We start from the raw sequence: 24,511 nt of genomic DNA, 5'->3' as shown, positions 1-24,511 counted from the left end.
GTGTTCAGGGTTATCTCTAATGCATACAAAGACCACCACAAATGTTTATAGCTTGGCCTGTAATAGCACTTGCATAATCACTAGCAAGATATAAAGCAAGATAAGCAACTTCTTTTGGGTGAACATATCTTCCAATCGGGACTGCACTTAAACAACTAGTTTTTAATTCTTCTTTTGGAATATTAAGTAACTTTGCATAATTTTCATCATGAACAATATTTTCAGCCATTTTAGTTTCAGTCCAGCCTGGACATATGCAATTTGCTGTAATGTTTTCTTTTGCGATTTCTTGTGCAAGAGATTGAGTAAAACCAATAAGGCCAAATTTAGATGCTACATAAGCACTTGAGTATGCATCACCCAATTTCCCGCTTATAGAAGAAATATTAATTATTCTCCCGTATTTCTTCCTTATCATTTCTGGTAATGTTGCTTTTGTACAATACATTGCACCATTTAAATTTGTTTCAAGAAGCTCTTTCCATTTTTTAGTATCCATGTCGGCTATGCTAGAAGTAAAATAAATCCCAGCATTATTTATAAGCACCTCAATATGCCCAATTTCTTTAAATATTTTTTTAACTTGATCAGGATTAGAGACATCTAAAACGTAATATTGGGCAGGTTGACAACTTGCCCCTACAGCCGTTAAACGTTTTATATTTTCTTTTAATTTGTTTTCGTTTCTCGAAAGTAAAATTACAATAGCACCATTTTCATAGAAAACCTCTGCAATTGCTTTACCAATACCTTGACTTGCACCTGTTACTACTACTACTTTATTTTTAAAGTCAATAGAAAACATAGTGGTATTGTATCATTAGGAGACAAAGAAGGAAAAATGGCAAAGAGTGTTTTACAAACTGCTCCAGTGCAAGCAAGTGAAATCATTGATCTTAAAATCGACTCAATGGCTTATGACAATTCTGCTTTAGCTAGATACAAAGATTTTGTAATTTTTGTAGATCGTGGTGCACCAGGCGATAAAGTAAAAGCAGAAATTACAACTCTAAGATCAAATTATGCTAGAGCAAAAATAATTGAAATAAAAGAATCAGATCCAAATTATAGAATAGAGCCGCTATGTAAATTATTTAAAGTTTGTGGTGGGTGTCAATGGCAACATTTACCATATGAGAAACAACTTGAGCAAAAAGATTTATTGTTAAAAAATTTATTTTTAAAATTAAATTTAAAGGAAGAGGTTTTAAAAAATACAACTAGTGCTGATACACCATGGAATTATAGAAATAAAGTTCAGTATCCAGTAGAGACGCCCCACTGGAGCGTCTCTAGAAGATTAAAAGCTGGTTACTTTGAGTGGCATACAAGAGATCTTGTAAATGTAAAATATTGTCCTATTCAACATAGTCTTTTTGACAGGATAGTTGAAACAATTAGAGAACTTGCTACTAAGTATAGAATTATTTCATATAATGGCAAAACAAAACAAGGATGGTTAAAACATATATGCATTCGTATTGGATTTAATACCAATGAAGCACTTCTTACACTTGTTGCAGTAAGTGAAAAATTCCCACATTTAAAAGAATTTGCAAAAGAGATAATGAATAAACATCCTGAGCTTGCTGGGGTTTGTATAAATATCAATAAGAAAACTACAAATGTAATTTATGGTGAAAAGACAATTGTCTTAAAAGGCAGAGGATATATTTTCGAAGAAATCAACAGCCTTAAATTTAAAATATCAGCTACAAGTTTTTTTCAAACTAATACAAATCAAACAATAAAATTATTAGATGTTATTAAAAATATGATTGATGGTGGAAATATTCTGGATGCCTATTGTGGCGTGGGTTTAATATCACTGTCACTGGCAAAATATGCAAAAAAAATTATTGGAATAGAAGAAATAAAACAATCAGTTGATGATGCAATATTTAGTGCAGAGAAAAACAATATAAAAAATGTTTTTTTTATTCCTGGAAGGGTTGAAAATAAGATAAAGGATGTAATAGAAGAAGAAAAACCAGAAATAATTATTTTAGATCCGCCACGCATAGGTTGCAATAAAAAAATTCTAGAAAATATAATTAATTCTAATGTAAAAAAAATTATTTGTGTGTCTTGTAATCCATCTACCCTTGTAAGGGATCTAGAAATTTTAAATAATGATTTTCAAATCAATTTAATTCAACCAATTGATATGTTTCCACATTCATATCATATAGAGTGTGTAGCATTATTAGAAAGGTAAATTATATTTTACAACCACATGTTGGGCAAAGTTTTACATTAGGGTTTTCAATATCCTTCGACCAATAATTATCAAAGATTAAAAAATGACAATGAGGACAATGAGTCATTTTTTTAAGAATCTTTCTAATTTCATTTGGATGTGGTGGTTCATATGTTTTTTCTTTTGTCTTCTTTGGTATTAAAAAAGTAAGCATGTTTAACTTAGACTTTTATCTAAGTAGTTTGTGCCAAAAGACACCAAATCTGGTAATCTTTTCATATAGGAGACTTAAAGATGTTTCAAAATGCATATATAGTTGATGCAATTAGGACACCAATAGGTAGAGGGAAAGAAGATTCGGCCTTTTCAGAAGTTCATCCGGTAGATCTTGGCGGAGTACCTGCAAAAGAACTTTTAAAAAGAAATAATTTAAAACCAACAGATATAGAAGATTTAATTTACGGTTGTGTTAGTCCGCTTGCTGAGCAAGGTTTAAACATTGCAAGGTTGATTGCCATTACTTCTTTAGATATAACTGTTCCTGGAGTTCAGTTAAATAGAATGTGTGGTTCAGGTGAGCAAGCTGTTCATTTTGGTGCTCAAGCAGTTATGTCTGGAGCATATGACTTGGTTATTGCTGGTGGTGTTGAATGCATGGGTAAAGTTCCTATTGGTTCTGATGGCTTACCACTTCCTGGAAAAAACAATGTAACTTTACCAGAAAGTTTTTTAAAAAACTATAAAGCAAATCCAATGGGAATCTCAGGTGAACTTATGGCAGAGAAGTGGAAATTAAGCAGGAAAGAACTTGATGAATTTTCATACGGGAGTCACATGAAGGCAGCAAGAGCTAGAGATACAAAAATATTTGATAAAGAAATTGTTCCTGTTCAAACACCAAAAGGTTTAGTATCAAAAGATGAAGGAATAAGATCAGATACAACTGTTGAAAAGATGGGGACACTAAAGCCAGCTTTTAAACTAGATGGTGTAATTACAGCTGGTAATTCAAGCCAAGTAAGTGATGGTGCTTCTGCACTTCTTCTTGCAAGTGAAAATGCAATTAAAAAACATAACTTAAAACCAAGAGCAAAGTTTATTGATTTTGCAGTAGTTGGAACTGAAGTTGAGCTTCAATTAACAGGGCCAATTTATGCAATTCCAAAAGTTTTAAAAAGAGCAGGCCTTGAAATTAAAGATATTGATCTTTTTGAAATCAATGAAGCTTTTGCATCAGTTGTTTTAGCTGCTCAAATAGAATTAAAACTAGACTTAAAAAAAATTAATGTTAATGGTGGTGCAATTGCTCTTGGTCATCCACTTGGTTGTAGTGGTGCAAGGCTCTTAACCACATTACTTTACGAATTAGAAAGAAGAAATTTAAAAAGAGGCATTTCAAGTCTGTGTATTGGATTTGGACAAGGAATTGCTGCTATTATTGAAAGAGTTTAAGTTAAAATAGATTAATATGCACATATCAAGAATGAACTTTTCAACTATACCACCTATGAACCCTGAAGTTCAAAAGATGGTTCTAGAAATCAAAGGATTTCTTTCTAGAATAGGTGATTATATAGGGCAGCATGATGATAATAAAGCAATAGATGAAGTAGAAAAATTTAAATCTTTTTTCAGGAGAAATCGTTTAGATTGTAACAAAGCTAAAGTAAAATTCAGAGATGGTCAAATATTAGTAAACAATAAAGTACTTGACGGGCTAGAATTCATAAAAGAAGGGCTTCTTTATAAAAGAGTTCTTATACTTGCCTCATTCCTTAGAAACAACCCAAACATTAATAGTGAATTGGGAAGAGTTCTGTTAAGAACTTTAGAAATAAGAAAGGATGAGAGAAATCATGTTTTATCTGAAGCTAGGAAAATCGCAGAGAAATTAACTAGTGGCCACAGTCTAAGAATTCATTTTGAAGAATTTGGGACTAGCATTAAGTTTTTCACTGGAAAGGTTTTGACTAACCAAGACTTAATTATCTATAAAGATAAAACTTTAAATCAGTGGGTAGATGAACTTAAAAGGGTTGCTGCTCAGTATGTTGCTTCACAAGCTGAATACTTTAAAAAACCAACAGCAGTTCCTAGTCAACCTCCCTTGGCTAATCAAGAAGTAACAAGTCAGAGAACTTTAAATAGCCAGATGCATGCTGGCACTATAGTAGTGTCTTCAAAAGAACCTCAACCATTGAGTGAAGATGAAATAAATGATTTAATTGCTCAAAAGTACAAAGAGAAATCTCAATTCCCTTTTAGCTCACTTGATCAACTTTTGGGTGCAATGTTAGCAGATTTAAATAAGATAAGGGCAGTTAGAGAACTAAATCTTGGAGCAGATGAGCTAAGGCAAAGATTATGCACTATGGGTGATAGTCAAGTAGAAAGTAATAAACCTAATGACAATAAAGAAATTACTGATGGAAGTCATAGGCCAGATAAAGTAATTACGAAACTATCTTGCCCACTGCTTGATGAATTAGGATTTGAATATGAAAAAGAATTCCCAAGCACAAAAACGATAGCAAAAAGATTTACTAATGGAAGTATTAGCAAAGAAACATTAATGAGATTACACGATAGTTTTCATCACCTTAACAGTGATCACTTTTTAGAAGTAGAAATAATTTACTCAGATGGAACTAAGGAGTCTAGGAATTTACATCCTGCAGAATGTAAAAATATAGTAGATCAAATAAGAGAAAAAGGATCTAGTGATTTTCAACTAAGGCCAGTTCACTAGAACTGGTTTTAGCTTTAAACAATTCATAATATCTTTTATATTGACACAGCTCATCTGAGCTTGGTGGAATAAAAAAAGCATCTTGTAGATTTGAACCACCTATCCAGTTCTGGCTCTTGCGTATTTCACCCGGATTTTTATATTTTCCTCTTACACCGGATAATAATTTTTCATGTGTTTCTTTTATAAGACGCATTGACAAAGGTAGTTCCTTGAGTTTGGCTATTGCAAAGTTCATTGCTTTTATGTAATTCTGAACCTCTGTCCAGTCATCTCTTTTTTCCGGGTCTATTTCTTCTTTTAGAAGAATGACTTCATCAAGATTGGTTTTTGTACCTTCTATTCTGCTTGAAGTATTGGCTTCTTTTATGATATGCATTTTTATAAAAAAGTCTATGTCTGGTATTAGATTTGAATATGCATTTAATTCTCCAAGATATCTGATTGCTTCTTCAAGCAAAGTATTTATTTTTTTATCCTGCCAATTGAAAGGTTTATTTATTAGAAAAGGACTAAAACTTTTGTATTTGTACTGATTTTTATAAGTTCCTGATTTAAACTGTGTATTATTCATGGATTTGTAAACTCTACAACTTTTAATATAATATTGTATATTAAAAGTTAGGCGGCTAATTTTTAATTAAATAATCATTAATTTCACTATACCTTCAAAGACCTTATAATAAATTCAGTTGTCAGGCCTTCTCCTTCTTCAATAAGTAAATTCGATGATTTAAAATTCATATCAGTATTGAGGGTCTAAATAAAAAATTAAACCAAAGATAATTCAAACAGCTTTCCTACATTCTTCTTTACTGCATCAGCACTTTTCTTAAGTGCATCTAATTCTTCAGTAGCAAGTTTAAGTTCAATTATTTTTTCAATCCCATTTTTTCCAAGTATTACTGGTACACCAACAAAAACATCTCTTAAACCATACTGCCCATTAAGATAAGCAGCCACTGGAAAAATTCTTTTTCTGTCCTGAACAATAGCTTCTACCATTGTTGCAGCAGAACTTGCAGGAGCATAATAAGCACTTCCTGTTTTTAAATAATTTACTATTTCAATTCCGCCATTTTTTGTTCTTTCATTTATTTCATTGATTTTTTGTAGTGGCAGAAGCTCAGTAATTGGAATTCCAGATACAGTTGAAAATCTAGGAAGTGGAACCATTTGATCTCCATGTCCTCCAAGTACCATTGCCTGGACATCTTCACAAGAAACATTTAATGCTTCTGCTATAAAAAACCTCATCCTTGCTGAGTCTAAAACTCCTGCCATTCCAAAGACTTTACTTGAAGAAAACTTACTCTTTAAATAAGCTAAGTGAGTCATTACATCAAGTGGATTTGAAACAACAATAATAATAGAATTAGAAGAGTACTTTACAATTTCAGCTGTAACTAAACCAACAATTTGTGCATTTGTTTTTAAAAGATCATCACGAGACATTCCTGGCTTTCTAGCTATACCTGCAGTAATAACTACAACATCTGAATCTTTTGTCTGGCTATAATCATTTGAGCCAATAATTTTTCTATCGTGAAGTTCAACAGGTCTTGCTTCCATAAGATCAAGTGCTTTTCCTTGAGGAAGACCTTCTATTACATCTACTAGTATTACATCGCAAATATTTTTTTCAATTAACCTTTGTGCACAAGTTGCACCAACATTTCCAGCTCCAACAACAGTAACTTTTGGATTTTTTAATGACATTTCTTTTTACCTCTTTCACGTCATTGCGAGGGCTTTAGCCCGAAGCAATCTCGCAAACTTTTTCACATTATACATTTACTATTTTACCAAGAATAGTCTTTGTCTTAGCACCAGTACATGAAGGAATATTATTTGTTTTACCAAGATGACAAGTGTAACCAAGCAAAGCAAATAATATTGCTTCTTTATATTTATAAGGTAAACCATATTTATTGGAGGTACAGAATTTTGTATCTGGCAATAGCTTTTTAAAATGCTTAATTAATGTTTTATTTCTAACCCCGCCTCCTGAGATTACCAATTCATTAATTTTGTATTTAGGAGAAATAAAATCTTTAAGTGCTTTTTCAATAACCTTAGCACTAAAGTATGTAACTGTAGCAATCTTATCTTCTTTCCTTTTAATTTTAGAAAAATATTTTTTTATAAATACTTCATTAAAATATTCTTTTCCAGTGCTTTTTGGAGGTTTCTTTTTAAAGTAAGAGTCTTTAAGGGCTCTTTCAATAAAATTAAAAAATATTTTCCCCCTTGTAGCAATATTTCCATCTTTATCAAAACCTTTTTTAAAATATTTTCTTGAGATTAAATCTATAAGTGCATTCCCAGGACCAATATCAAATGCAATTGGAGTAATGCTATTGCCAACTACAGTTATATTGGAAATACCTCCTATGTTTAAAACTGCTTTTATATTTTTATTATTGTTGAAAATTACCCAGTCCAAATAGGGCATAAGTGGTGCACCTTGCCCGCCTGCTGCAATATCTGCTTCCCTGAAGTTTGAAATTGTTTTAATGCCAGTTCTCTGAGCAATAATAAAACTCTCACCAATTTGAAAAGTAGATCTAATTTTATAAGAAGCTATTTTTTCAAAATTAGGATGATGGCAAATTGTTTGCCCATGAGATGCAATAAGTAAAATGTCTTTAGGTTTTAATTTATTTTTTCTAATTATTGTTAAAGCAGCATTTGCAAATATTTCACCTAGTAAAAAATTTAATTGTGAAATTTCCTGTAGAGACGTTGCGTGCAACGTTTCTACATTGATAAATCTTGGATATTTTAAAACAATTCCATCAACAAATATTGGTTTTAGATTGTTTTTTCTAAACCTAACCAAAGCAACGTCCACACCATCCAAAGATGTGCCTGAATTTAAACCTATTACGTATTTATTTTTCATTTGATTGAAAGAAAATTACTTAGTAGTTTGTGCCCATGCTGGGTTAAAATTGATTCAGGATGAAATTGAACGCCAATGAGGTTTTGATACTCTTTATGTTTTAATGCCATAACTAAGCTATCTTTTGTTTTTGCAGTGACAATCAGCGGAGAATTTTTTATACTGCCTGAATCTACTATTAAAGAATGATAACGTGTAGCTGTAAAAGGACTTGGTATATCTTTAAAAACTGAATTCCCTTCATGAAATATTTCTGAAGTTTTTCCATGCATAAGTACAGGTGCATTTATGATTTTTCCACCATAAGCTTCACCAATACATTGATGTCCTAAGCAAACTCCTAAGATAGGAATTTTCCCGGCAAATTCTTTAATTAGATTTTTACTTATTCCTGCATCACCTGGTCTTCCAGGCCCAGGAGAAATTACAATATGAGCAGGTTTTATATTGTTAATTTCATTTAAAGTAATTTTGTCATTTCGGAAAACTAACACATCCTGTTTAAGCTCTCCAAGATATTGCACAAGATTATATGTGAAGCTATCATAATTATCTATTACTAATACACTCATGGGATTTGTAAGTGTTCTTCTAATTCTTTTATATTAGTTACAGCTGTACCATATTTCTTTACTACTATACTTGCTGCTAGATTTCCAATGACACAAGCATTGTCTAAAGAACAGTTTGTACTCACTGCACAAGCAACAACACCAGCTACAGTATCTCCAGCACCTGTTACATCAAAAACCTCACTTGCATTAAAAGCTCGTAACATAAATGGAGAACCAGGTTTTTTAGAATTAAAAAGTGCCATACCTTCTGAACCTCTTGTAATTAAGATATTCTTAGAACCTGAAACTTGTAAAAGTTTTTTACCAGCTAAGATTAAAGATTCTAGATCTTTTATTTTAAATCCAACTTCTTGTTCAGTATCAGGTTGGTTTGGTGTAATTAAAAATAAGTCTTTAAATCTTTGAAAATTGTCTGAAGCATCTGCAATTACTGGGATTTCATGTTCATTAGAAAGTTTGACTATATAGCTAATAAGTTTTTTAGAACAAATTCCTAACCTATAATCTGAAATTAATATAGCTTTAAATTTTTCATTTGTAGTTGTAATTTGACTATCAATCTTTTTTATTAGTTCGTTTTCTATTTTTAAATTTATTTCTTCTCTGCTTAAACGATCTAATCTTAGTAATTGCTGTTTAAAAATAATTGAACTTGTAGGATGTTTATGAGCAGTTGATAAAAGCCTTGTTTTTACTGTAGTAGGCCTTTCCTTATCAAATTCAAATACAGGATGAATATTGTTTTTAATGCATTCATTTTCTAAAGCTTTTGAGTATAAATCATCTCCAACTACACCAATTAATGTACACTTTGCACCTAAAGCACTTATATTATGAGCTGCATTAGAAGCACCTCCCAAGGCATATTTACTTGAAATATGTTCAAGGATAATTACAGGTGCTTCACGTGAGATTCTTTCAGGAGAGCCAACAATAAACTCATCTAAGATAATGTCACCAATAACTAAAACTCTTCCTGAAATTAATTTCTTAATTGAAGGTAATAATTTTTTTTTACTTGGCTGGTACATAGTCTTTTTGTAACATTTCTTTTAAGCTTCTTGTGGTTTGTAACACATCTTTTGAATCCATTATTGCTCTAACTACTGCAACTTTACTAGCTCCACTTTCAATAACTTTACTAATATTAGTTTCATCAATACCACCAATTGTAAACCAAGGAATATTTTTTAAATTATCACTAGCCCATCTTACATATTCTAATCCAACAGGCTTGTAGTCTGGTTTAGTTGGAGTTGAAAACACAGGCCCTACTCCAAGATAGTCTGCTCGTACGGGTGTATTGCAATATGCCTCTACAGCTTGTTCTTTAGAATGAGTTGATAATCCAATTATAAAACCATCTGGTGTTATTTTCCTTGCTTCACTTATAGGCAAATCATCCTGTCCTAAATGTACTCCATCAGCATCAAGTGCTAATGCAATATCAACACGATCATTTACAATAAACAAAACATCAGTACTTTTTACTAAACTTTTTATTTCTTTTCCTAATTGAAGAATCTTTTTTTCATCTTTATTTTTTTCTCTAAGCTGAATTATGTCAACACCACCTTCAATTGATTTTTCTATAATGTTGTAGAGACACCCTGATGGGGCGTCTCCACCAGTAACCAAATATAATTTTGCATTTTGTAATTTAATTAATTTTTCATTTTTTAATAACAATTTTTCAATGGTGTAAATCTCATAGCGATATTTCTCAATCGTAGAGACGTCCCAATGGGGCGTCTCTACCAATTGTCCATATTCGGATAAAACCCTTAATGCTTCTTCCACTCGCTTACAATTTGCATGTAAAATATCTTTTACATTTTTTCTATAAGAAGGATTTTCAATATTTCTTCCAACATCATAAACAGATTCTCTGCTAAGGATAAAATTGGGAAATGTTGAAAATAAATTATTTATTTCATGCCTGATATTTTTTAACTTTTCTGAAATTGCTTTGTCATCTTTGGAATATCTAGCCCAGTCTTCAAGCACTCTTAAAGCTTCAGAAGCACGATTGATGTTTGCGTCTATTATTCGATAAATATCATTTCGAGGCATGGTAATACAAATTTAGCATATTTTTAACGTCCAAAAAATCTTTTAATACCTTTATTCCAAGGTATTACCTTTGTTCCGTTAATTAATTTTTCATACGGATCATTCGAGAAACATACACTTTCACAGTTACCAAAATCCTTACTTAAACTTTTCAGAATGCGAAGGGATTCTTCAGTAACTTGTTTTGAACTTTTGATTTCAATAAACAAAACAGGTTTGCCTGGTCTTTCTACCACAAGATCAATTTCTGCATCATCTTTAGTTCGTAAATAACTAAAGCGATATTCACTTTTGTAATAACTTGCTAGTTTAAAACATTCTAAAATTACCATGTGTTCAAAAACTTCTCCATAAGCAGATGTACTTTCATTCAGCGGCAAAGTTAAAGTTCTGCTTAAAGCTCTTTTTACACCAATATCAAAAAAATAAAATTTGGATTTGGTATTCAGCCTCTTTCTAAAAGAATGTTTAAATCCATCCAAAAAGAATCCAATTAGTGTATCTTCAAGGATGGAAAAATATTTTTTAATTGTTTTATCATCTACACCAATATCTCGAGATAGGTTTGAATAATTTATAATTTTGCCGTTCATTTGAGCTGCAACTTCTAAAAAGTATCTAAATGGATCTAATTCTTTTACAAACTGTTCAGCCCATATTTCTTCTTTTAAATAGGTATGAGCATAAGCCTGTAAAAATTGCATTTTTGCTTTTTCAGTTTTTAAAGAAAATATTTTAGGTAATAATCCCCATTGGAGGGTTTCCTTTAAATCAAATCTGCTTCCTAATTCCAGGTAACTAAATGGGTGTAAATTATATACAAAAGCTCTGCCCGCCAGAAGGTTTGAATGTCCTAATTTTAGCTTACGGGCACTAGAGCCGGTCATAATAAAAATCTTCTTGTTTTTTTCAATGAGATAGTGAACTATATCAAGAAGTTTAGGTACTTTTTGAACTTCGTCAATAACAATATATCTGATTTTTTCTGGTAATGCCTCTATAAGTTCTAGTAATTCTTTTGATCTTCTTGTAAATCTCTCTTCGACTTCTGTATCAAGTAAATTAATAAACAAAGAATTCTTTTCATTATAGGAATTAAAAACAAGAGTACTTTTTCCAGTTCCTCTTGGCCCAAAAAGAAAAAAGCTATGATCTTTTGGAAGTCTTAAGAATCTAGGAATTGGAAGGTTATTTGTAGACATCATTCCGAAATTGTACGCCATTTTCGGAGTGGTGTCTATCTATCTATAAATATCATTTCGAGGCATGGCTTAATGTACAAAAAAATCTACATATCCTAATAAATCCAGCTTAGCTAATGTAGGCAAAAATTTGTTTACTTCTTCCATAAGTTCAAGCCTACCTTCTCTCTGTAATAAATCAATCAATTTGTTATAAGCAGGGATTAAAAATAAAACATCACATGCTGCATATTTAATTTGGTCTTTTGTTAACTCAGGAGCTCCCCAGTCGGTTTGCTGAGTATTTTTATCAATGTCAATCTTCAGAAGTTCTTTCAACAGATCTTTTAAACCTTGTTTATCTGTATAAGTTCTTACAAGCTTACTTGCAGACTTTGTACAGAATACATTTACTAAATCAATTTGTAGATGGTAATAAAGAAAAGCTAAATCTGTTCTTGCAAAATGAAAAATTTTTCTTACGTTAGGATTTTCAAATAATTTTTTTAAACTAGGAGCTTTACTACAGTCTTGTAGTTTTACAAGTGTTGCTTTCTCAGTTGCATCACAAATCTGAATTAAACAAAGCCTGTCTCTGAAAGGATTTAAACCCATCATTTCACAATCAACTGCTAATAAATCACATTTTAAATAATATTCTAAAAGCTCATCTGAGAGATCATTTTTTACAAGCTGAACATTTTCTAAATTAATTTTCAAATTATCTCTTCGAGTATTGGAAACGTTTTCTTGCTCTCTTTCGGCCATATTTCTTACGTTCCTTATCACGTGAATCCCTGGTAAGTAATCCTTCTGGTTTAAGGACAGTTTTATTTGCAGCATTAGCATTTACTAAAGCTCTTGCAATTCCTAATCTTATTGCATCAGCTTGTCCAGCAATACCGCCACCATGAACTTTTGCAATTACATCATACTTACCTTCTAATTGAACTACCTGTAGTGGTTTTTTTACTAAATTAATATAATTAATAACATTCCCTAAATATGCAACTGGCTCTTTGCCATTAATTAAAATCTTACCTTTTCCAGGTCTTAAAAATATTCTTGCAATAGAAGTTTTCCTCCTGCCAGTTCCAATGTACTGGACGTTTTTATCATGTTTTGTAACTGTTCGTGGCATTATTTTACTTCCTATCCTCTAATTTTTATATTTAATACTTGTGGTTTTTGAGCTTTGTGTGGATGAGACTCTCCTCTGTAAACTTTTAATTTTGTAAACTGCTTTTCTCCTAATGTTGTGTGCGGTAACATACCTCTTACTGCACTTTCAATGATTCTTTCTGGATGTCTTTGTCTAATTTGCATTACTGTCTCTGTTTTAAAACCACCTGGAATACCACTGTGTTTTCTATAGACTTTTTTAAGCTCTTTTTTGCCACTAAGTTTTATTTTTTCAGCATTAGTTACAATTACAAAATCTCCAACGTCAACATTTGGTGTGAATTCTGGTTTTGTTTTTCCTCTAAGTATTCCTGAAATTTGGGTAGCTAATCTTCCAAGAGTCTGCCCAGAAGCATCTACAAACCACCACTTTCTTTCAACTTCATTTTTTTTTGCTAAGTAAGATTTCATTTTTGACAAGTAACTTATTATACACTAGGCTTTATGTATCTACCACTATCTTTTTCTCTTAATTTGAAACTTTGTACCTGTCTCTTTACCACTTTTTTTCAATTGTTCTAATGATAATGTTGCATCCTCACTTGGCGGCAAGCTATAAGCTATTAAATCAAAAGTACTTAGTAAACTATCAGTGTCGTCACCACTATCTTCTTTTGGTTTTGTTCTCGAAAGTCTGTCACCAAAACTCTTTTTAGCTTGTACTTTTCCAATAGATATATTGTCAACTGAAACTACTCTTCCGTATTTTTCTAATTTTTTAAAAAGTTCAACTGTATCTGTAAAGCCACCTGCTATTTTTACTTCTATTGGGAAACGATAAAGATCAACTGGCAAATCCTGGCCTTTAAGTTTTTCCAGCGCTTGTTTTAATTTTTGTTTACTAACAGGTCTTCCTTGAGCATTACTTTCAGCTTGTTTTTCAAGAACTATATTAACTGGTTCCTGGCTTGTTGGGGTAAAGCTGTCCAAGCTAATTGAATTTTCATCACATATTTTTTTTAAGTCTTGAACTAAAAAATCAATTTCATAAGACTTTGCAAGATAACTTTTCTGATTGTCTAATTTTTTTGAAAGATCTATATTTTCCTTTTTTAATTTTTCTAGCTTTGTAATTTCATTTTCTAGTTGGTTTAATCTAGTCTTGTTGTCTTGAATTTTATTAATTGATGCAATATATTGATTCCATACTGGCATGGTAAACTGAAAAAATGGTACGGTTGAAAAAACTACAACTAGCATCCCAACTAAATTCTTTTCTCTTGGTGAAAGTTTTTTTATATCAAATGCCATAGACGTAAATAATAGACGATTTTTAAGCTATTTGTGTGCCAGGCTAAACTAAATCTTTTTTTGCATAGCTCCATAAGATGCTAGCATTATTTCATGTTTTCAAGTGCTAATTTTCAATTTGCAGCAGGTACTTGTGGTTTTAAAAAAACAAAAAAACCAGATTTAGCAATTATTTACTCTCCTTTATCATGTACATTTGCAGGTGTTTTTACTACAAATCAAATTAGGGCAGCATGTGTAGATGAAAATAAAAATCTCTTAAAAAAAAGAAAAAAAATTAAAGCAATTGTTATTAATTCAGGAAATGCAAATGCATGTACCGGGAAAAAAGGAATTCAAGCTGTAAAAAAAACAAAACAAATTACAGCAAGGCTATTAAAAATAAAACAAGATGAGGTTCTGGTAGCTAATACTGGTGTAATCGGAGTTCATTTAGATACGGAAAAAATGAAAACCGGACTAGAGAATACAATCCCTAAATTAAGTATTAAAAACTTAAAAGCTGCTGCTAGAGCAATTCTAACTACAGACAGATTTGAAAAAATTGTAATTAAAAAAACTAAAGATTTTAAGCTTGTTAGTTTTACAAAAGGTGCAGGCATGATTCATCCAAATATGGCTACAATGCTTTGTTTTTTAATGACTGATATAAAAGCACCTCAAAACTTATTACAAGAATCTTTAAAATCTGCATGTGATGGCAGCTTTAATACTATTTCTGTTGATGCAGATATGAGTACAAACGATATGGTGATTTTACTTTCAAACAATCAAAGTGAAAAAGAAATAAAAAGCAAAAATGATCCTTTATTTATAAATTTTAAAAAAGCTCTAAATGAGGTTTGTCTAAAGCTTGCAAGAAAGATAGTAATAGGCGGAGAAGGTGCTAAAAAACTAATACAAGTAGAAGTAAATGGTGCAAGAACAAGTCAAGATGCAAAAGAAATAGCAAGATCAATTACAAGTTCAAATCTTTTTAAATGTGCAATTTATGGCTCTGATCCAAATTGGGGTAGAGCAGCAGCTAGAATAGGATGTACAAATGTAAAAGTAGATCATAATAAAATTGATATATTTTTAAATAAAACACAGGTTTTTAAAAAAGGTAATCCAGTTATTTTTAGTAAAGAAAAATTAAATAAACAAATTACAAGAAAAAAAGAAGTAAGAGTAGTTGTTAATTTAAATCTTGGCAAAAAATCAGGATCAGCACTTGGATGTGATTTAACTAAAGAATATGTGAACTTTAATTCGGCATATTTTACGTAGGGAGGTAGAATATAAATCATGGAAATGCAGTTGAATTTGTTTAGCATAAAGGAAGAGAGTTCAGAGCACTCAGCACTCAGCACTCAGCACTCAGCAGTTGAAACAAAATATAATTCCCTAGAAGAAGCTAAAGTCGAAGCAATGAAATGTACCAAGTGTGCTCTTTGTAAAGGTAGAACAAGAGTTGTTTTTAGCGATGGAAATGAAAAAGCAAAAATAATGATAGTAGGGGAAGGGCCTGGAGAAAACGAAGATTTACAAGGATTACCATTTGTAGGAAGAGCTGGACAGCTTTTAGATAAAATTTTTGCTTCGGTTGATTTAAACAGGCAAGAACATTTGTATATTTGCAATATTGTAAAATGCCGTCCGCCAAATAATCGTGCCCCACTTGATGAAGAAGCTGATGCATGCTGGGAATATTTAGAAGCACAAATAAAATATACAGATCCAAAAATCATTATTCTGGCTGGAGCAGTTGCAGTAAAAGGAATCTTAAAAATAAAAGATCCAAAAATTACAAAAATAAGAGGTGAATGGATAGAAGGTCAAGGAACACTTCTTAAAGGCAGGAAACTAATACCAATATTTCATCCATCTTATTTACTTCGTCATGAATGGAATACAAAACCTGATTCACCTAAATCACTTATGTGGAAAGATATACAAGAAATTAAAAAAGCTTTTGAAGCTTTATAGTTTTCTTTACTTAAAAGATACTACCTTATAATCAGGTATAAATTCGCTTTTTATTTTCAAAGCTGCTTCCTTACTTGCATTTCTGTCACTAAGTTTTTCTTTTACTTTTTTTAAATTGTCTTTTATTGTTTTTAACTCATCTGGATTCTGTAGCCATTTTTTTGTAATCTCGTAGTAATTTTGTGGAGTTGCATTATATTGAATAAGTTCAGGTACTATTTTTTCATTACAAATTATATTTGGTAGGCCAATCATATTGATTCTCTTTAGCAAAAGATATAAAAGATAATTTATTGGATTTCCCTTATAACCTAATATCAATGGTGTTTCATATAAAGCAGCTTCCAAAGTAACTGTTCCTGATGTAAGCCATACAATATCACTTACACATAAAAGTTTGTGATTATTTTCAGGAGGTAAGATCTTTAAATTATCTGAATCATCTAAAATTACATTCTGTGACTTTGCAACTTTAAATTTTACTTTTGGAAAATCTTTTTGAAGCATTTGACTAGCTTTAAGCAAGACAGGAAGCATATAGTGGATTTCAGATTGTCTACTTCCTGGAAATAGTCCAATTAAAATATCTTCTTTTGTAATTCCAAATTCATTTCTTATTTTTTCTGGGTCATATTTTTCTATTTCATTTACAATTGGATTTCCAATATAGTAAGCATTAACCCCACGAATCTTGTGGAATTCTTCTTCAAATGGCAAACCACACAAAACTAAATCACAGTACTTAGCAAGTAATTTTGTTCTGCCTTGATTCCATGCCCAAACTTGTGGCGGTAAATAATAAACAATTTTTATCTCTGGGAATTTGCTTTTAACTTTTTTCGCAATTCTTAAATTAAATCCTGGGAAATCTACAAGGATCAAAACATCAGGCATAAAAGTACTTAGTTCAAAAAGTAATTCTTTTTCAAGATTAAGATACAAAGAAAGCTTATTAATAACTTCTATTAATCCTATTGAACCTAAATGTTTACAATCAAAGAATAATCTTGCATCTGTTTTTTCCAAGCAACTCCCGCCAATAGCTTTAACAATTAATTGCTCAGGTGGTATTATCTTATAAAGTTCTTCTAAAAGACTTGCAGCATGCATATCTCCAGAAGTTTCACCTGTAACAAAAAAGAGTTTCTTCATACATGTCTAATTCTAAAACACATACAAGTAAAATAACAGAGAACTTACAAATATCATTATTTAAAGGTGAAGAGCCTCTTGCTTATAGAATTAGGCCAAAAAAAACAGAAGATCTTATTGGGCAAGAACATTTAAGAGAAGCATTATCTAACTACTTTAAAAAGAATGTACCTTATTCAATTATCCTTTGGGGGCCACCTGGTTCTGGAAAAACATCTCTTGCACATTTAGCAAAATCCCATACAAAGAAAGAGTTTATATACTTATCTGGTGCTAGCACTTCAGTCAGTGAATTAAGAGATGTTATTAGCAAATCAAAACTAACTCCAAGTAGAGTTATTTTGTTTATTGATGAAATACACAGACTTGCAAAAAACCAGCAGGATGTTTTACTTGAACCACTTGAAAATGGAACTTTAACCTTAATTGGTACCACTACTGAAAATCCGCTTATATCAATAACTAGAGCCTTACATTCAAGAGTAAAAGTTTTTGAATTAAAACCTCATTCTTTAATTGACTTAGATAAATTAATTACAAGAGCTATAACTCATGAAAAAGGTTATCCTAAATACAGTCTTACTGAAGAAGCAAGAAAATTATTAGTGAACAGTTCAAGTGGAGACGCTAGGAGACTTCTTTTTAATTTAGAAGAAGCAGCAAAATTAGTTACTGATTTTTTAATTGATGAAAAAATAGTTAAAACTATTTTAGAAAACTCCCAGCTTCAAATTGGCGCTGACGAAGAAAATTATTATAACTGTATCAGTGCATTACAAAAATCAATTCGTGGCTCAGACGCAGATGCTGCACTTTACTGGCTAGCAAGGTTACTTGCTGGTGGTGCTGATCCAGTACATGTTGCAAGAAGAATATTAGTTACTGCAAGTGAAGATATTGGACTTGCTGACAACAATGCTTTAGGAATTGCAACAAGTGCATACCAAGCAGCACAGTTTCTTGGAATGCCAGAAGCAAGAATCCCACTTGCTCAGGCTGTAATTTACTTAGCATGTGCACCTAAATCAAATACAACAATTACTTCAATAGATAAAGCCATAAAGGATGCAACAGAACTTCCGCCTTATGTTACACCAATGCATATAAGAAATCTTGGTGGTAAAGGTTATAAATATCCTCATTCATACAAAGATGCAAAAGTTGAACAGGAGTATTTACCAAAAGAATTAAAAGGCAAAAAATATTTCGTTCCTTAATGTTTCATACATTTCATACAATTTTTTTTAATACGGCATGATATAATCAAACCAATTAAAAAATAAAGGAAATAATTATGGGATTCATGGGACTTAGTGGGTTACTTCCGTTTTCATTAGGAACAGCTCGTACTCCTCAAGAAAAAAATGCTATTTCAACTCAAGCACAAATAGCAAACATTCAAGATAAAATATCAGCACCAAATGAGACTGCTCTGCATGCAGTTATGACAATACTTCAAAGTGTTGTTGGAAAAGAATTAACTCACCCAACAAAACACATACCAGTAAGATATGAAGTTGCAAAATGGTATACAAAAGACACTCCACAAAATGGGAGAAATAAAGTTCCAGTTCCTGGATTTTTAACACTAGAAATAACTTCAATCTTACAAGATCCAAAAGAAAACAAGTTTGATTATTATTTTTTCATCTTGGATCCTAATTTTAATGATTCTATAAAACTTATACGCATTAAACCTGGTGGTGAAGCTACCTATAGGAATGAGCATTTTGCTCTTCTTTGGGAAACTCTCTTAAAGCAAAACTCTCTAAATGCTAAAGAGACAATTGAGCCATATGGATTGAAACTAAGAGAAACTGATACTTTGTCAGTGGTTACTTTTAGTGAGGAAGATTTTTAGCGATATACAGCTAGTTTTAGAAGTTACTCCATATTTCAGTAAGTTATACTATAATATAATTAACTGAAATGAGATTTTTAAGCTTTAAACAAAAAATAAAAAAATTACCTTTATTTTCAACAAGTTTGATTAATACTCTTACAGAGAATCCATTTACTTTAAAGGTACAACTCACTAAGTGGAAAAAAGATGGTCTTATTACACAACTAAGAAAAGGATTGTATGTATTAGGGAAAAAAGAAAGAGAGATAGAACCTTCGTTATTTTATTTAGCTAATCAGATTTTTATCCCATCTTATGTAAGTCTGGAATCAGCATTAGCATACTATAATTTAATTCCAGAATATGTTCACGAGGTAACATCAGTTACTACAAGAAAAACTTGTAAGTTTAAAAATGAGTTTGGGATATTTACTTATCAACATTTAAAGCCAAATACATACACTGGTTTTAATTTGATAGAAGAATTAAATAAGTTAAAATCTCTTATTGCTTTGCCAGAGAAAGCAGTTGTAGATTTTCTTTATTTAAACTTGTCCAGATTTTCTAAAGATAACAAAGATATTTTTGTAGAATCATACAGATTTCAAAATTGTGAAAAGCTTAATAAAAGGAAGATTAGATTTTATGCAAAAATGTTTAATTCAAAAAAGCTTGCTCTTATTTGTAACTTGTTTATAGAGGAGCTTATAAAATGAAAGAACTAATTCAACAAGAACTAGATAAAGAATCTCAGCCAAGGCTTAAGAAGTTAATACTAACAGAGTTTTTACAACACTTAATTCTTCAAAGTTTATACAGAAACAATGCTTTTAAAAATCTTATTTTTACTGGTGGAACCGCTTTAAGAATTCTTTATAATACTGGCCGATTTTCTGAAGATTTAGATTTTTCTCTTGAATCAAAAGAAAAAATTAAACTACAGCCCATACTTTCTAAAGTTCAAAATGATTTAAAACTTCAAGGATTAAATCTTGAAATTTATCCTAAGCAAGAAAAAACAGTTTTAAAAGCAGATTTCAGGTTCCCTAATTTATTGCAAGAATTGAATCTTTCACAAATTAAAGATCAAAAACTAACAGTAAAGTTTGAAGTTGATCAAAATCCTCCTAAAGGAGGTGAAAAAGAAATACTTTTAATTACATCACCTGTTTCATATTCAGTATCTGTTTATACCCTCTCATCATTATTTGCAACAAAACTACAAGCAATCTTTTTAAGAAAATATGTAAAAGGCAGAGATTACTATGACTTAGCATGGTATTTAGGAAAAAAAATAAAACCAGATTTTAAATTATTAAACAATGCCTTTAAACAAGTAAAAAATAGTTTTAAAAAAATTACAGAAATAAATTTTAAAGAAAACCTTGAAGAGCATCTTGACACTGTAGATTTTAAAACTATTAGAAAAGATATAGAAAGGTTTATTCTTAATCAGGAAGAGCTATCACTATTAAAACCTGGAGCTATTAAAACCTTGCTTAGGAATTATTAGTGATTTTTATCTATCTACATCAGGAAGTATTACATCTAAACCACCAAAGATTGCTATTACATCTGCAATTGGTGAGCCTTTTATTAAATCAGGAAGAACAGAAACATTATTAAAAGAAGGTGATCGCCATTTTATTCTGTAAGGTACTGATGTACCGTCAGCAATTAAGTGAACGCCTAATTGTCCTCGTGGAGATTCAACTGCTGCATAAGCTTCACCTGGCCCGCATTTAAAAGATGGCGGAACATTTTTCCCTTTTACAAGCACCATTAAATCTTCTGGTTTATAAACTGGGTTTGTTCCACTTGTTAATTCGGTTTTATTTTCCTCAAGATCTTTTGTATCTCCACCAGGTAAATTGTCAATTGCTTGAATAACAATTTTTGCTGACTCTCTTAGCTCCTGAACTCTACAAGCATATCTTGCATTTGTATCTCCAGTTGTTGAAACTGGTACATTAAAATTAAATTTATCATAAACAGAGTAAGGAATATATTTTCTTAAATCAATATTGACTCCAGATGCTCTAAGACATGGTCCTGTTACACCTCTATCAATTGCTAATTTTGGATCTAGGTATCCAACATTATTTGTACGTACTAAGAAAATTGGATTCTTAGTAACTATAGCTTCATATTCATCTATATATTTTATGAAATCACTAGCAATCCATTTTTTTACTTTTTTTGTCCAGCCTTTTGGTAAGTCCTTAAAAACCCCGCCAATTCTAATATAATTAAACATCATTCTTTGACCAGAAACTTCTTCTAAAAAAGAAAGAATTGTTTCGCGATCACGAAAAGTATAAAATGGAAACCCTGTCATTGCACCAAGATCAAGCAAAAAAACTCCAAGCCAGAGAACGTGAGAAATAATTCTATTTAATTCTGCACAAATTACTCTTATGTATTCAGCTCTTAAAGGTACTTTAATGCCTGCAATTTTTTCAACAGCCATAATATATGCATGACTATCTGACATCCCTGCTAAATAATCAACTCTGTCTACCAAGGCTTGATATTGAACATAAGTTCTATTTTGTCCAAGCCATTCCATTCCTCTATGTAAATAACCAATTACTGGCTCACAATGTCTGACAATTTCACCATCAAGGGTTAGTATAAGCCTAAGAACTCCATGACAAGAAGGATGCTGAGGCCCCATATTAATAACCATCTCATCAGTCTTAAAACTCTTTTCTAGATTTGTATCTTTTACTATCGACATCTTTGACCTTCGCCTTTTTTCTTACATATACATTACAAATTCTAACAAATTTTATCCTCTTTATATTTTTGAAGATTATTTTCTTTCTGTGATAAGCTTTTATCTAATTAGTAAAAGTTTGTATTTTAGCTTAGCAATAGACATGCTTACTAGAGGAATTAATTTATTAACTATACCTTCTAGATCTTCTAGTAACCCAATATCTCTGCTTCATATCTCTAAGCACGAAATGCTTGAAAGGTTAGATAAAGCATGGAGAAGTGAGGATCTGTTTAAGGAAGCAACCAACTTCTATAACCACTTAGAAACCCTTAGAGCAAGACTTCAAGATGATGAACTTTTTTCTAATCTTTTAAGAGATGAGAGAGAAAATTTTAAGAAGGAATTTCTTTTCATAAGTAATAAAAATGATTTAACTTTACAAGAAAGAGCAATTACCTTAACTCAGGCCTTTGAACTTGCATTACTAGGTATTGATACTAGTTCAACCCTAAGAAAGATAGGAAGTAATAAAGTTTTTCAATACCAAGACAATACAAAAGGATATAGACAAGAAATATTTGCAACGTGGGCAACTACTAAATTTATTTTTACTTCTTTAGATAAAGAGAAAGGACTAGAAGGATTTAAACAATCTGTAGAATTTAACTATACTTGCCCAGTAAAAGGCATATCAATAAGTCATGAAGTTGATATAGTTACTCCTGATTCTCTAATAAGTGTTAAGGACCGTAAACATAGTACTTTTAGTTCACAGATTAGAGACTTATTTTCTGTCATTATCGGGACTCAACTTCAATATAAAATTAAAAAAATTATTTCAATAAAGAGTGCTTACGCTGATGATAAGTTACAAGAGCAATATACCCAAAGTAACGATCACAATTCCAGAATAAGTCAATCACTAGATAGTGTGTATAGCACCCTTTTTAATAAGGATAAATTTCCTCTGCAATATGCAGAAGTTTTTAAAAATTTAAAATTTGAGATTCATTTTATTCCCTCAATAAAAGATTCCTCGCATTTGAGAGCCTGGATGAAAAGAAAATATAATGAAAAACAAGCTATTATTTACATCAATGCTTGGAGAGCAAATCAATATAATCGACCTAGTGAGAAGGCTTGCTAAGAGTTCTTTCTGCATACTCAGTTTCTGTAAGTGGGTGTGGACCATTTAATGAGTCTACAGGTTGAATGTAATCTTTTCTAAGCGGATAGCCTTCCCAGTTTTCTGGATTTAAAATTCTTTTTAAGTTAGGATGTCCTGTATAAATAATTCCCATCATGTCATATGCTTCTCTCTCATACCAGTTTGCGCCAGACCAAATGTGACTTACTGTTGAAGTCATTGGATTTTCTTTTCCTACTGTAACTTTCAAGCGAACTGATTTTTTTGTTTTTGTAGAACATAAAGAATAAACTGACTGATATCCTCTTTTTACTTCAACTGTAGTTATTAATACTAGAGAATCCATACTAGTCTCTTGTGCTTCTTTTAAAAGCTTACAAGCAATTGTTAGATCTTTTATTTCAAGCTCTAACATTTCAACACCAGTTGCATCATTACCAAGTGGGCTAGAGTTAATACCTTTATTTTTTAAAAATAATCCAAACTCATCTGACATACTTATGCAACTTTTTCTTTCTCTGCTTGCTCTGCTTCTTCTTGTTCTCTATATGGAAATGGTAATCCTGTTAACTCATTTACATAAGTTACAGGATGATGATCATTCGCATATCTTCTACGTGAAGCAAGTGATTCATTCCTAATTTTTCTTTGAAGTATCATAAGTCCATGTAACAAACCTTCTGGTCTTGGTGGACATCCAGGTACATAGACATCAACTGGAATAATTCTATCTACCCCTTGGACTACACAGTATGAATCATGAAACATCCCGCCAGTAACAGTACATGCACCCATTGCAATTACATATTTGGGTTCTGGCATTTGTTCATAAAGTCTAATCAGTGCTGGTGCCATTTTTCTAGTAATGGTTCCTGCTGTAATTATCAGGTCTGCTTGTCTTGGTGTAGCACGAAAAACTTCAGAGCCAAATCTTGAAATATCAAACTTACTCATACCAACTGACATCATTTCAATAGCACAACAAGATGTTCCAAATGTAAGTGGCCAAACAGAATTTGATCTTGCCCAGTTATAAATAAGATCTAAGAAACCAGACAAAGCAGTAACTATTACATTTCCTTTTAAATCTTCAGGAACTACTTTACTTGGAAGTTTTATTAATTGCTCTGGCATTTTTTAATTTTGCCTATCAAGAAGATTATACCTACAAATGCTAAATATAGAGCCCGTGTATTATTTAATCAAACTCCAAGACACCTTTTCGCCATGCACAGATCAAGAATTCTTTTTTATATTATGATTACCTATCTTTTCCCAGGCAAACCAGATCAATGAAAAAACAGCAGTCATAAGAACAAATAAAAAATATATCATTGGGTCCATTCTTGTTCTCCATATTCCAAAATTTCCATTCCGTGAATAACAAATATTATACCAAAATATGCAAGTACTAAAGTAATTAGGGTGTGTTAAGCAATTCGGGGTAACTTGTCCCACTGACCATTAAAAATGGTATCACGAAGAACAAGAAGTTTTTTAGCATTAAACAATCTCCATCTTTTAGATGCAGATTTCATCCTGTACTCCATTTGAGTTTTAATT

The 24,511-nt window shown here is 31.4% G+C and carries 27 protein-coding genes; 10 read left to right on the top strand and 17 right to left on the bottom strand.

Annotated elements, in window-relative coordinates; genetic code table 11:
• Window positions 1-16: 16 nt before the first annotated feature.
• Window positions 17-805 (bottom strand): SDR family oxidoreductase, encoded by a 789-nt coding sequence (locus tag HYY52_00720; GenBank protein ID MBI2995221.1) that lies wholly within the window; start codon window positions 803-805, stop codon window positions 17-19.
• A 36-nt stretch (window positions 806-841) separates the two neighbouring features.
• On the opposite strand from HYY52_00720, the gene rlmD reads away from it, so the two are divergent.
• Window positions 842-2,218: a 23S rRNA (uracil(1939)-C(5))-methyltransferase RlmD gene (gene rlmD, locus HYY52_00715; protein ID MBI2995220.1), complete on the top strand. Its 1,377-nt coding sequence runs from the start codon at window positions 842-844 to the stop codon at window positions 2,216-2,218.
• A gap of 1 nt (window position 2,219) precedes the next feature.
• Here the strand turns inward: rlmD and HYY52_00710 are convergent, their stop codons facing one another.
• On the bottom strand, window positions 2,220-2,414 hold the full coding sequence (locus HYY52_00710) for a hypothetical protein (protein ID MBI2995219.1): 195 nt from the start codon (window positions 2,412-2,414) through the stop codon (window positions 2,220-2,222).
• Window positions 2,415-2,494: 80 nt separating this feature from the next.
• On the opposite strand from HYY52_00710, the gene HYY52_00705 reads away from it, so the two are divergent.
• On the top strand, window positions 2,495-3,652 hold the full coding sequence (locus HYY52_00705) for a thiolase family protein (GenBank protein ID MBI2995218.1): 1,158 nt from the start codon (window positions 2,495-2,497) through the stop codon (window positions 3,650-3,652).
• A gap of 16 nt (window positions 3,653-3,668) precedes the next feature.
• Window positions 3,669-4,949: a hypothetical protein gene (locus tag HYY52_00700; GenBank protein MBI2995217.1), complete on the top strand. Its 1,281-nt coding sequence runs from the start codon at window positions 3,669-3,671 to the stop codon at window positions 4,947-4,949.
• On the opposite strand, the gene HYY52_00695 is transcribed toward HYY52_00700, so the two are convergent.
• The 11 genes from HYY52_00695 to HYY52_00645 form a co-directional block, all read right to left on the bottom strand.
• Complete coding sequence (locus HYY52_00695; GenBank protein MBI2995216.1) at window positions 4,918-5,523, bottom strand: hypothetical protein; 606 nt, start codon at window positions 5,521-5,523, stop codon at window positions 4,918-4,920. The genes HYY52_00700 and HYY52_00695 overlap by 32 nt on opposite strands.
• Before the next feature lie 197 nt (window positions 5,524-5,720).
• Window positions 5,721-6,668: a malate dehydrogenase gene (gene mdh, locus HYY52_00690; protein MBI2995215.1), complete on the bottom strand. Its 948-nt coding sequence runs from the start codon at window positions 6,666-6,668 to the stop codon at window positions 5,721-5,723.
• 67 nt (window positions 6,669-6,735) lie between these two features.
• Window positions 6,736-7,854, bottom strand: coding sequence for an anhydro-N-acetylmuramic acid kinase (locus tag HYY52_00685; GenBank protein ID MBI2995214.1), 1,119 nt, complete (start codon window positions 7,852-7,854; stop codon window positions 6,736-6,738).
• Window positions 7,851-8,426, bottom strand: a complete 576-nt coding sequence (locus tag HYY52_00680; protein MBI2995213.1) for an aminodeoxychorismate/anthranilate synthase component II — start codon at window positions 8,424-8,426, stop codon at window positions 7,851-7,853. The genes HYY52_00685 and HYY52_00680 overlap by 4 nt, the downstream gene beginning before the upstream one ends.
• Window positions 8,423-9,460, bottom strand: a complete 1,038-nt coding sequence (locus HYY52_00675; GenBank protein ID MBI2995212.1) for a bifunctional hydroxymethylpyrimidine kinase/phosphomethylpyrimidine kinase — start codon at window positions 9,458-9,460, stop codon at window positions 8,423-8,425. The genes HYY52_00680 and HYY52_00675 overlap by 4 nt, the downstream gene beginning before the upstream one ends.
• Window positions 9,444-10,502: a thiamine phosphate synthase gene (locus HYY52_00670; protein ID MBI2995211.1), complete on the bottom strand. Its 1,059-nt coding sequence runs from the start codon at window positions 10,500-10,502 to the stop codon at window positions 9,444-9,446. The genes HYY52_00675 and HYY52_00670 overlap by 17 nt, the downstream gene beginning before the upstream one ends.
• 23 nt (window positions 10,503-10,525) lie before the next feature.
• Window positions 10,526-11,704, bottom strand: coding sequence for an ATP-binding protein (locus HYY52_00665; GenBank protein ID MBI2995210.1), 1,179 nt, complete (start codon window positions 11,702-11,704; stop codon window positions 10,526-10,528).
• Window positions 11,705-11,773: 69 nt separating this feature from the next.
• Window positions 11,774-12,451 (bottom strand): ribonuclease D, encoded by a 678-nt coding sequence (locus HYY52_00660; GenBank protein ID MBI2995209.1) that lies wholly within the window; start codon window positions 12,449-12,451, stop codon window positions 11,774-11,776.
• A complete protein-coding gene (gene rpsI, locus HYY52_00655; GenBank protein MBI2995208.1) occupies window positions 12,405-12,824 on the bottom strand; it encodes a 30S ribosomal protein S9 in 420 nt (139 codons plus the stop codon). The genes HYY52_00660 and rpsI overlap by 47 nt, the downstream gene beginning before the upstream one ends.
• A gap of 11 nt (window positions 12,825-12,835) precedes the next feature.
• Window positions 12,836-13,276, bottom strand: coding sequence for a 50S ribosomal protein L13 (gene rplM / locus HYY52_00650; GenBank protein MBI2995207.1), 441 nt, complete (start codon window positions 13,274-13,276; stop codon window positions 12,836-12,838).
• 45 nt (window positions 13,277-13,321) lie between these two features.
• Window positions 13,322-14,116 (bottom strand): hypothetical protein, encoded by a 795-nt coding sequence (locus HYY52_00645; protein MBI2995206.1) that lies wholly within the window; start codon window positions 14,114-14,116, stop codon window positions 13,322-13,324.
• Between the two features lie 93 nt (window positions 14,117-14,209).
• Between HYY52_00645 and argJ the strand changes: the two genes are divergently transcribed.
• Entirely contained in the window at window positions 14,210-15,385 is a 1,176-nt protein-coding gene (gene argJ / locus HYY52_00640; protein MBI2995205.1) for a bifunctional glutamate N-acetyltransferase/amino-acid acetyltransferase ArgJ, read from the top strand.
• A gap of 18 nt (window positions 15,386-15,403) precedes the next feature.
• Entirely contained in the window at window positions 15,404-16,084 is a 681-nt protein-coding gene (locus tag HYY52_00635) for a uracil-DNA glycosylase (protein ID MBI2995204.1), read from the top strand.
• A gap of 6 nt (window positions 16,085-16,090) precedes the next feature.
• On the opposite strand, the gene lpxB is transcribed toward HYY52_00635, so the two are convergent.
• On the bottom strand, window positions 16,091-17,236 hold the full coding sequence (gene lpxB / locus HYY52_00630) for a lipid-A-disaccharide synthase (GenBank protein ID MBI2995203.1): 1,146 nt from the start codon (window positions 17,234-17,236) through the stop codon (window positions 16,091-16,093).
• A gap of 2 nt (window positions 17,237-17,238) precedes the next feature.
• Here lpxB and HYY52_00625 point away from each other — a divergent pair, with 2 nt between their 5' ends.
• From HYY52_00625 to HYY52_00610, 4 genes are all read left to right on the top strand, one after another.
• Complete coding sequence (locus tag HYY52_00625) at window positions 17,239-18,453, top strand: replication-associated recombination protein A (GenBank protein MBI2995202.1); 1,215 nt, start codon at window positions 17,239-17,241, stop codon at window positions 18,451-18,453.
• A gap of 77 nt (window positions 18,454-18,530) precedes the next feature.
• Window positions 18,531-19,097: a hypothetical protein gene (locus HYY52_00620; protein ID MBI2995201.1), complete on the top strand. Its 567-nt coding sequence runs from the start codon at window positions 18,531-18,533 to the stop codon at window positions 19,095-19,097.
• Between the two features lie 68 nt (window positions 19,098-19,165).
• Complete coding sequence (locus HYY52_00615) at window positions 19,166-19,795, top strand: hypothetical protein (GenBank protein MBI2995200.1); 630 nt, start codon at window positions 19,166-19,168, stop codon at window positions 19,793-19,795.
• Window positions 19,792-20,592 (top strand): nucleotidyl transferase AbiEii/AbiGii toxin family protein, encoded by an 801-nt coding sequence (locus HYY52_00610; GenBank protein ID MBI2995199.1) that lies wholly within the window; start codon window positions 19,792-19,794, stop codon window positions 20,590-20,592. The genes HYY52_00615 and HYY52_00610 overlap by 4 nt, the downstream gene beginning before the upstream one ends.
• Window positions 20,593-20,598: 6 nt before the next feature.
• On the opposite strand, the gene HYY52_00605 is transcribed toward HYY52_00610, so the two are convergent.
• Window positions 20,599-21,819, bottom strand: a complete 1,221-nt coding sequence (locus tag HYY52_00605; protein MBI2995198.1) for an NADH-quinone oxidoreductase subunit D — start codon at window positions 21,817-21,819, stop codon at window positions 20,599-20,601.
• Window positions 21,820-21,961: 142 nt separating this feature from the next.
• Here HYY52_00605 and HYY52_00600 point away from each other — a divergent pair, with 142 nt between their 5' ends.
• The gene (locus HYY52_00600) at window positions 21,962-22,948 is read left to right on the top strand and encodes a hypothetical protein (protein MBI2995197.1); all 987 of its coding nucleotides are present in this window, start codon (window positions 21,962-21,964) and stop codon (window positions 22,946-22,948) included.
• Here HYY52_00600 and HYY52_00595 read toward each other — a convergent pair.
• Both HYY52_00595 and HYY52_00590 read right to left on the bottom strand, forming a co-directional pair.
• Window positions 22,929-23,444, bottom strand: a complete 516-nt coding sequence (locus HYY52_00595) for an NADH-quinone oxidoreductase subunit C (GenBank protein ID MBI2995196.1) — start codon at window positions 23,442-23,444, stop codon at window positions 22,929-22,931. The two genes, HYY52_00600 and HYY52_00595, sit on opposite strands and share 20 nt — an antisense overlap.
• Before the next feature lie 2 nt (window positions 23,445-23,446).
• Window positions 23,447-24,082 carry an NADH-quinone oxidoreductase subunit B gene (locus HYY52_00590; protein ID MBI2995195.1) on the bottom strand — a complete coding sequence of 212 codons (636 nt, stop codon included), beginning with the start codon at window positions 24,080-24,082 and terminating at the stop codon, window positions 23,447-23,449.
• Between the last annotated feature and the right edge of the window lie 429 nt (window positions 24,083-24,511).

It is taken from the genome of Candidatus Melainabacteria bacterium, from assembly GCA_016193285.1.
GTDB lineage: Bacteria > Cyanobacteriota > Vampirovibrionia > 2-02-FULL-35-15 > 2-02-FULL-35-15 > JACPSL01.
The sequence above is the reverse complement of the archived record's forward strand: the minus strand, read 5'-3'. Positions and strand labels throughout refer to the sequence as shown.

Coding starts and splice junctions, on each gene's coding strand:
- HYY52_00720 (MBI2995221.1), bottom strand. CDS start 805: ATGTTTTCTATTGACTTTAAAAATAAAGTAGTAGTAGTAACAGGTGCA.
- rlmD (MBI2995220.1), top strand. CDS start 842: ATGGCAAAGAGTGTTTTACAAACTGCTCCAGTGCAAGCAAGTGAAATC.
- HYY52_00710 (MBI2995219.1), bottom strand. CDS start 2,414: ATGCTTACTTTTTTAATACCAAAGAAGACAAAAGAAAAAACATATGAA.
- HYY52_00705 (MBI2995218.1), top strand. CDS start 2,495: ATGTTTCAAAATGCATATATAGTTGATGCAATTAGGACACCAATAGGT.
- HYY52_00700 (MBI2995217.1), top strand. CDS start 3,669: ATGCACATATCAAGAATGAACTTTTCAACTATACCACCTATGAACCCT.
- HYY52_00695 (MBI2995216.1), bottom strand. CDS start 5,523: ATGAATAATACACAGTTTAAATCAGGAACTTATAAAAATCAGTACAAA.
- mdh (MBI2995215.1), bottom strand. CDS start 6,668: ATGTCATTAAAAAATCCAAAAGTTACTGTTGTTGGAGCTGGAAATGTT.
- HYY52_00685 (MBI2995214.1), bottom strand. CDS start 7,854: ATGAAAAATAAATACGTAATAGGTTTAAATTCAGGCACATCTTTGGAT.
- HYY52_00680 (MBI2995213.1), bottom strand. CDS start 8,426: ATGAGTGTATTAGTAATAGATAATTATGATAGCTTCACATATAATCTT.
- HYY52_00675 (MBI2995212.1), bottom strand. CDS start 9,460: ATGTACCAGCCAAGTAAAAAAAAATTATTACCTTCAATTAAGAAATTA.
- HYY52_00670 (MBI2995211.1), bottom strand. CDS start 10,502: ATGCCTCGAAATGATATTTATCGAATAATAGACGCAAACATCAATCGT.
- HYY52_00665 (MBI2995210.1), bottom strand. CDS start 11,704: ATGTCTACAAATAACCTTCCAATTCCTAGATTCTTAAGACTTCCAAAA.
- HYY52_00660 (MBI2995209.1), bottom strand. CDS start 12,451: ATGGCCGAAAGAGAGCAAGAAAACGTTTCCAATACTCGAAGAGATAAT.
- rpsI (MBI2995208.1), bottom strand. CDS start 12,824: ATGCCACGAACAGTTACAAAACATGATAAAAACGTCCAGTACATTGGA.
- rplM (MBI2995207.1), bottom strand. CDS start 13,276: ATGAAATCTTACTTAGCAAAAAAAAATGAAGTTGAAAGAAAGTGGTGG.
- HYY52_00645 (MBI2995206.1), bottom strand. CDS start 14,116: ATGGCATTTGATATAAAAAAACTTTCACCAAGAGAAAAGAATTTAGTT.
- argJ (MBI2995205.1), top strand. CDS start 14,210: ATGTTTTCAAGTGCTAATTTTCAATTTGCAGCAGGTACTTGTGGTTTT.
- HYY52_00635 (MBI2995204.1), top strand. CDS start 15,404: ATGGAAATGCAGTTGAATTTGTTTAGCATAAAGGAAGAGAGTTCAGAG.
- lpxB (MBI2995203.1), bottom strand. CDS start 17,236: ATGAAGAAACTCTTTTTTGTTACAGGTGAAACTTCTGGAGATATGCAT.
- HYY52_00625 (MBI2995202.1), top strand. CDS start 17,239: ATGTCTAATTCTAAAACACATACAAGTAAAATAACAGAGAACTTACAA.
- HYY52_00620 (MBI2995201.1), top strand. CDS start 18,531: ATGGGATTCATGGGACTTAGTGGGTTACTTCCGTTTTCATTAGGAACA.
- HYY52_00615 (MBI2995200.1), top strand. CDS start 19,166: ATGAGATTTTTAAGCTTTAAACAAAAAATAAAAAAATTACCTTTATTT.
- HYY52_00610 (MBI2995199.1), top strand. CDS start 19,792: ATGAAAGAACTAATTCAACAAGAACTAGATAAAGAATCTCAGCCAAGG.
- HYY52_00605 (MBI2995198.1), bottom strand. CDS start 21,819: ATGTCGATAGTAAAAGATACAAATCTAGAAAAGAGTTTTAAGACTGAT.
- HYY52_00600 (MBI2995197.1), top strand. CDS start 21,962: ATGCTTACTAGAGGAATTAATTTATTAACTATACCTTCTAGATCTTCT.
- HYY52_00595 (MBI2995196.1), bottom strand. CDS start 23,444: ATGTCAGATGAGTTTGGATTATTTTTAAAAAATAAAGGTATTAACTCT.
- HYY52_00590 (MBI2995195.1), bottom strand. CDS start 24,082: ATGCCAGAGCAATTAATAAAACTTCCAAGTAAAGTAGTTCCTGAAGAT.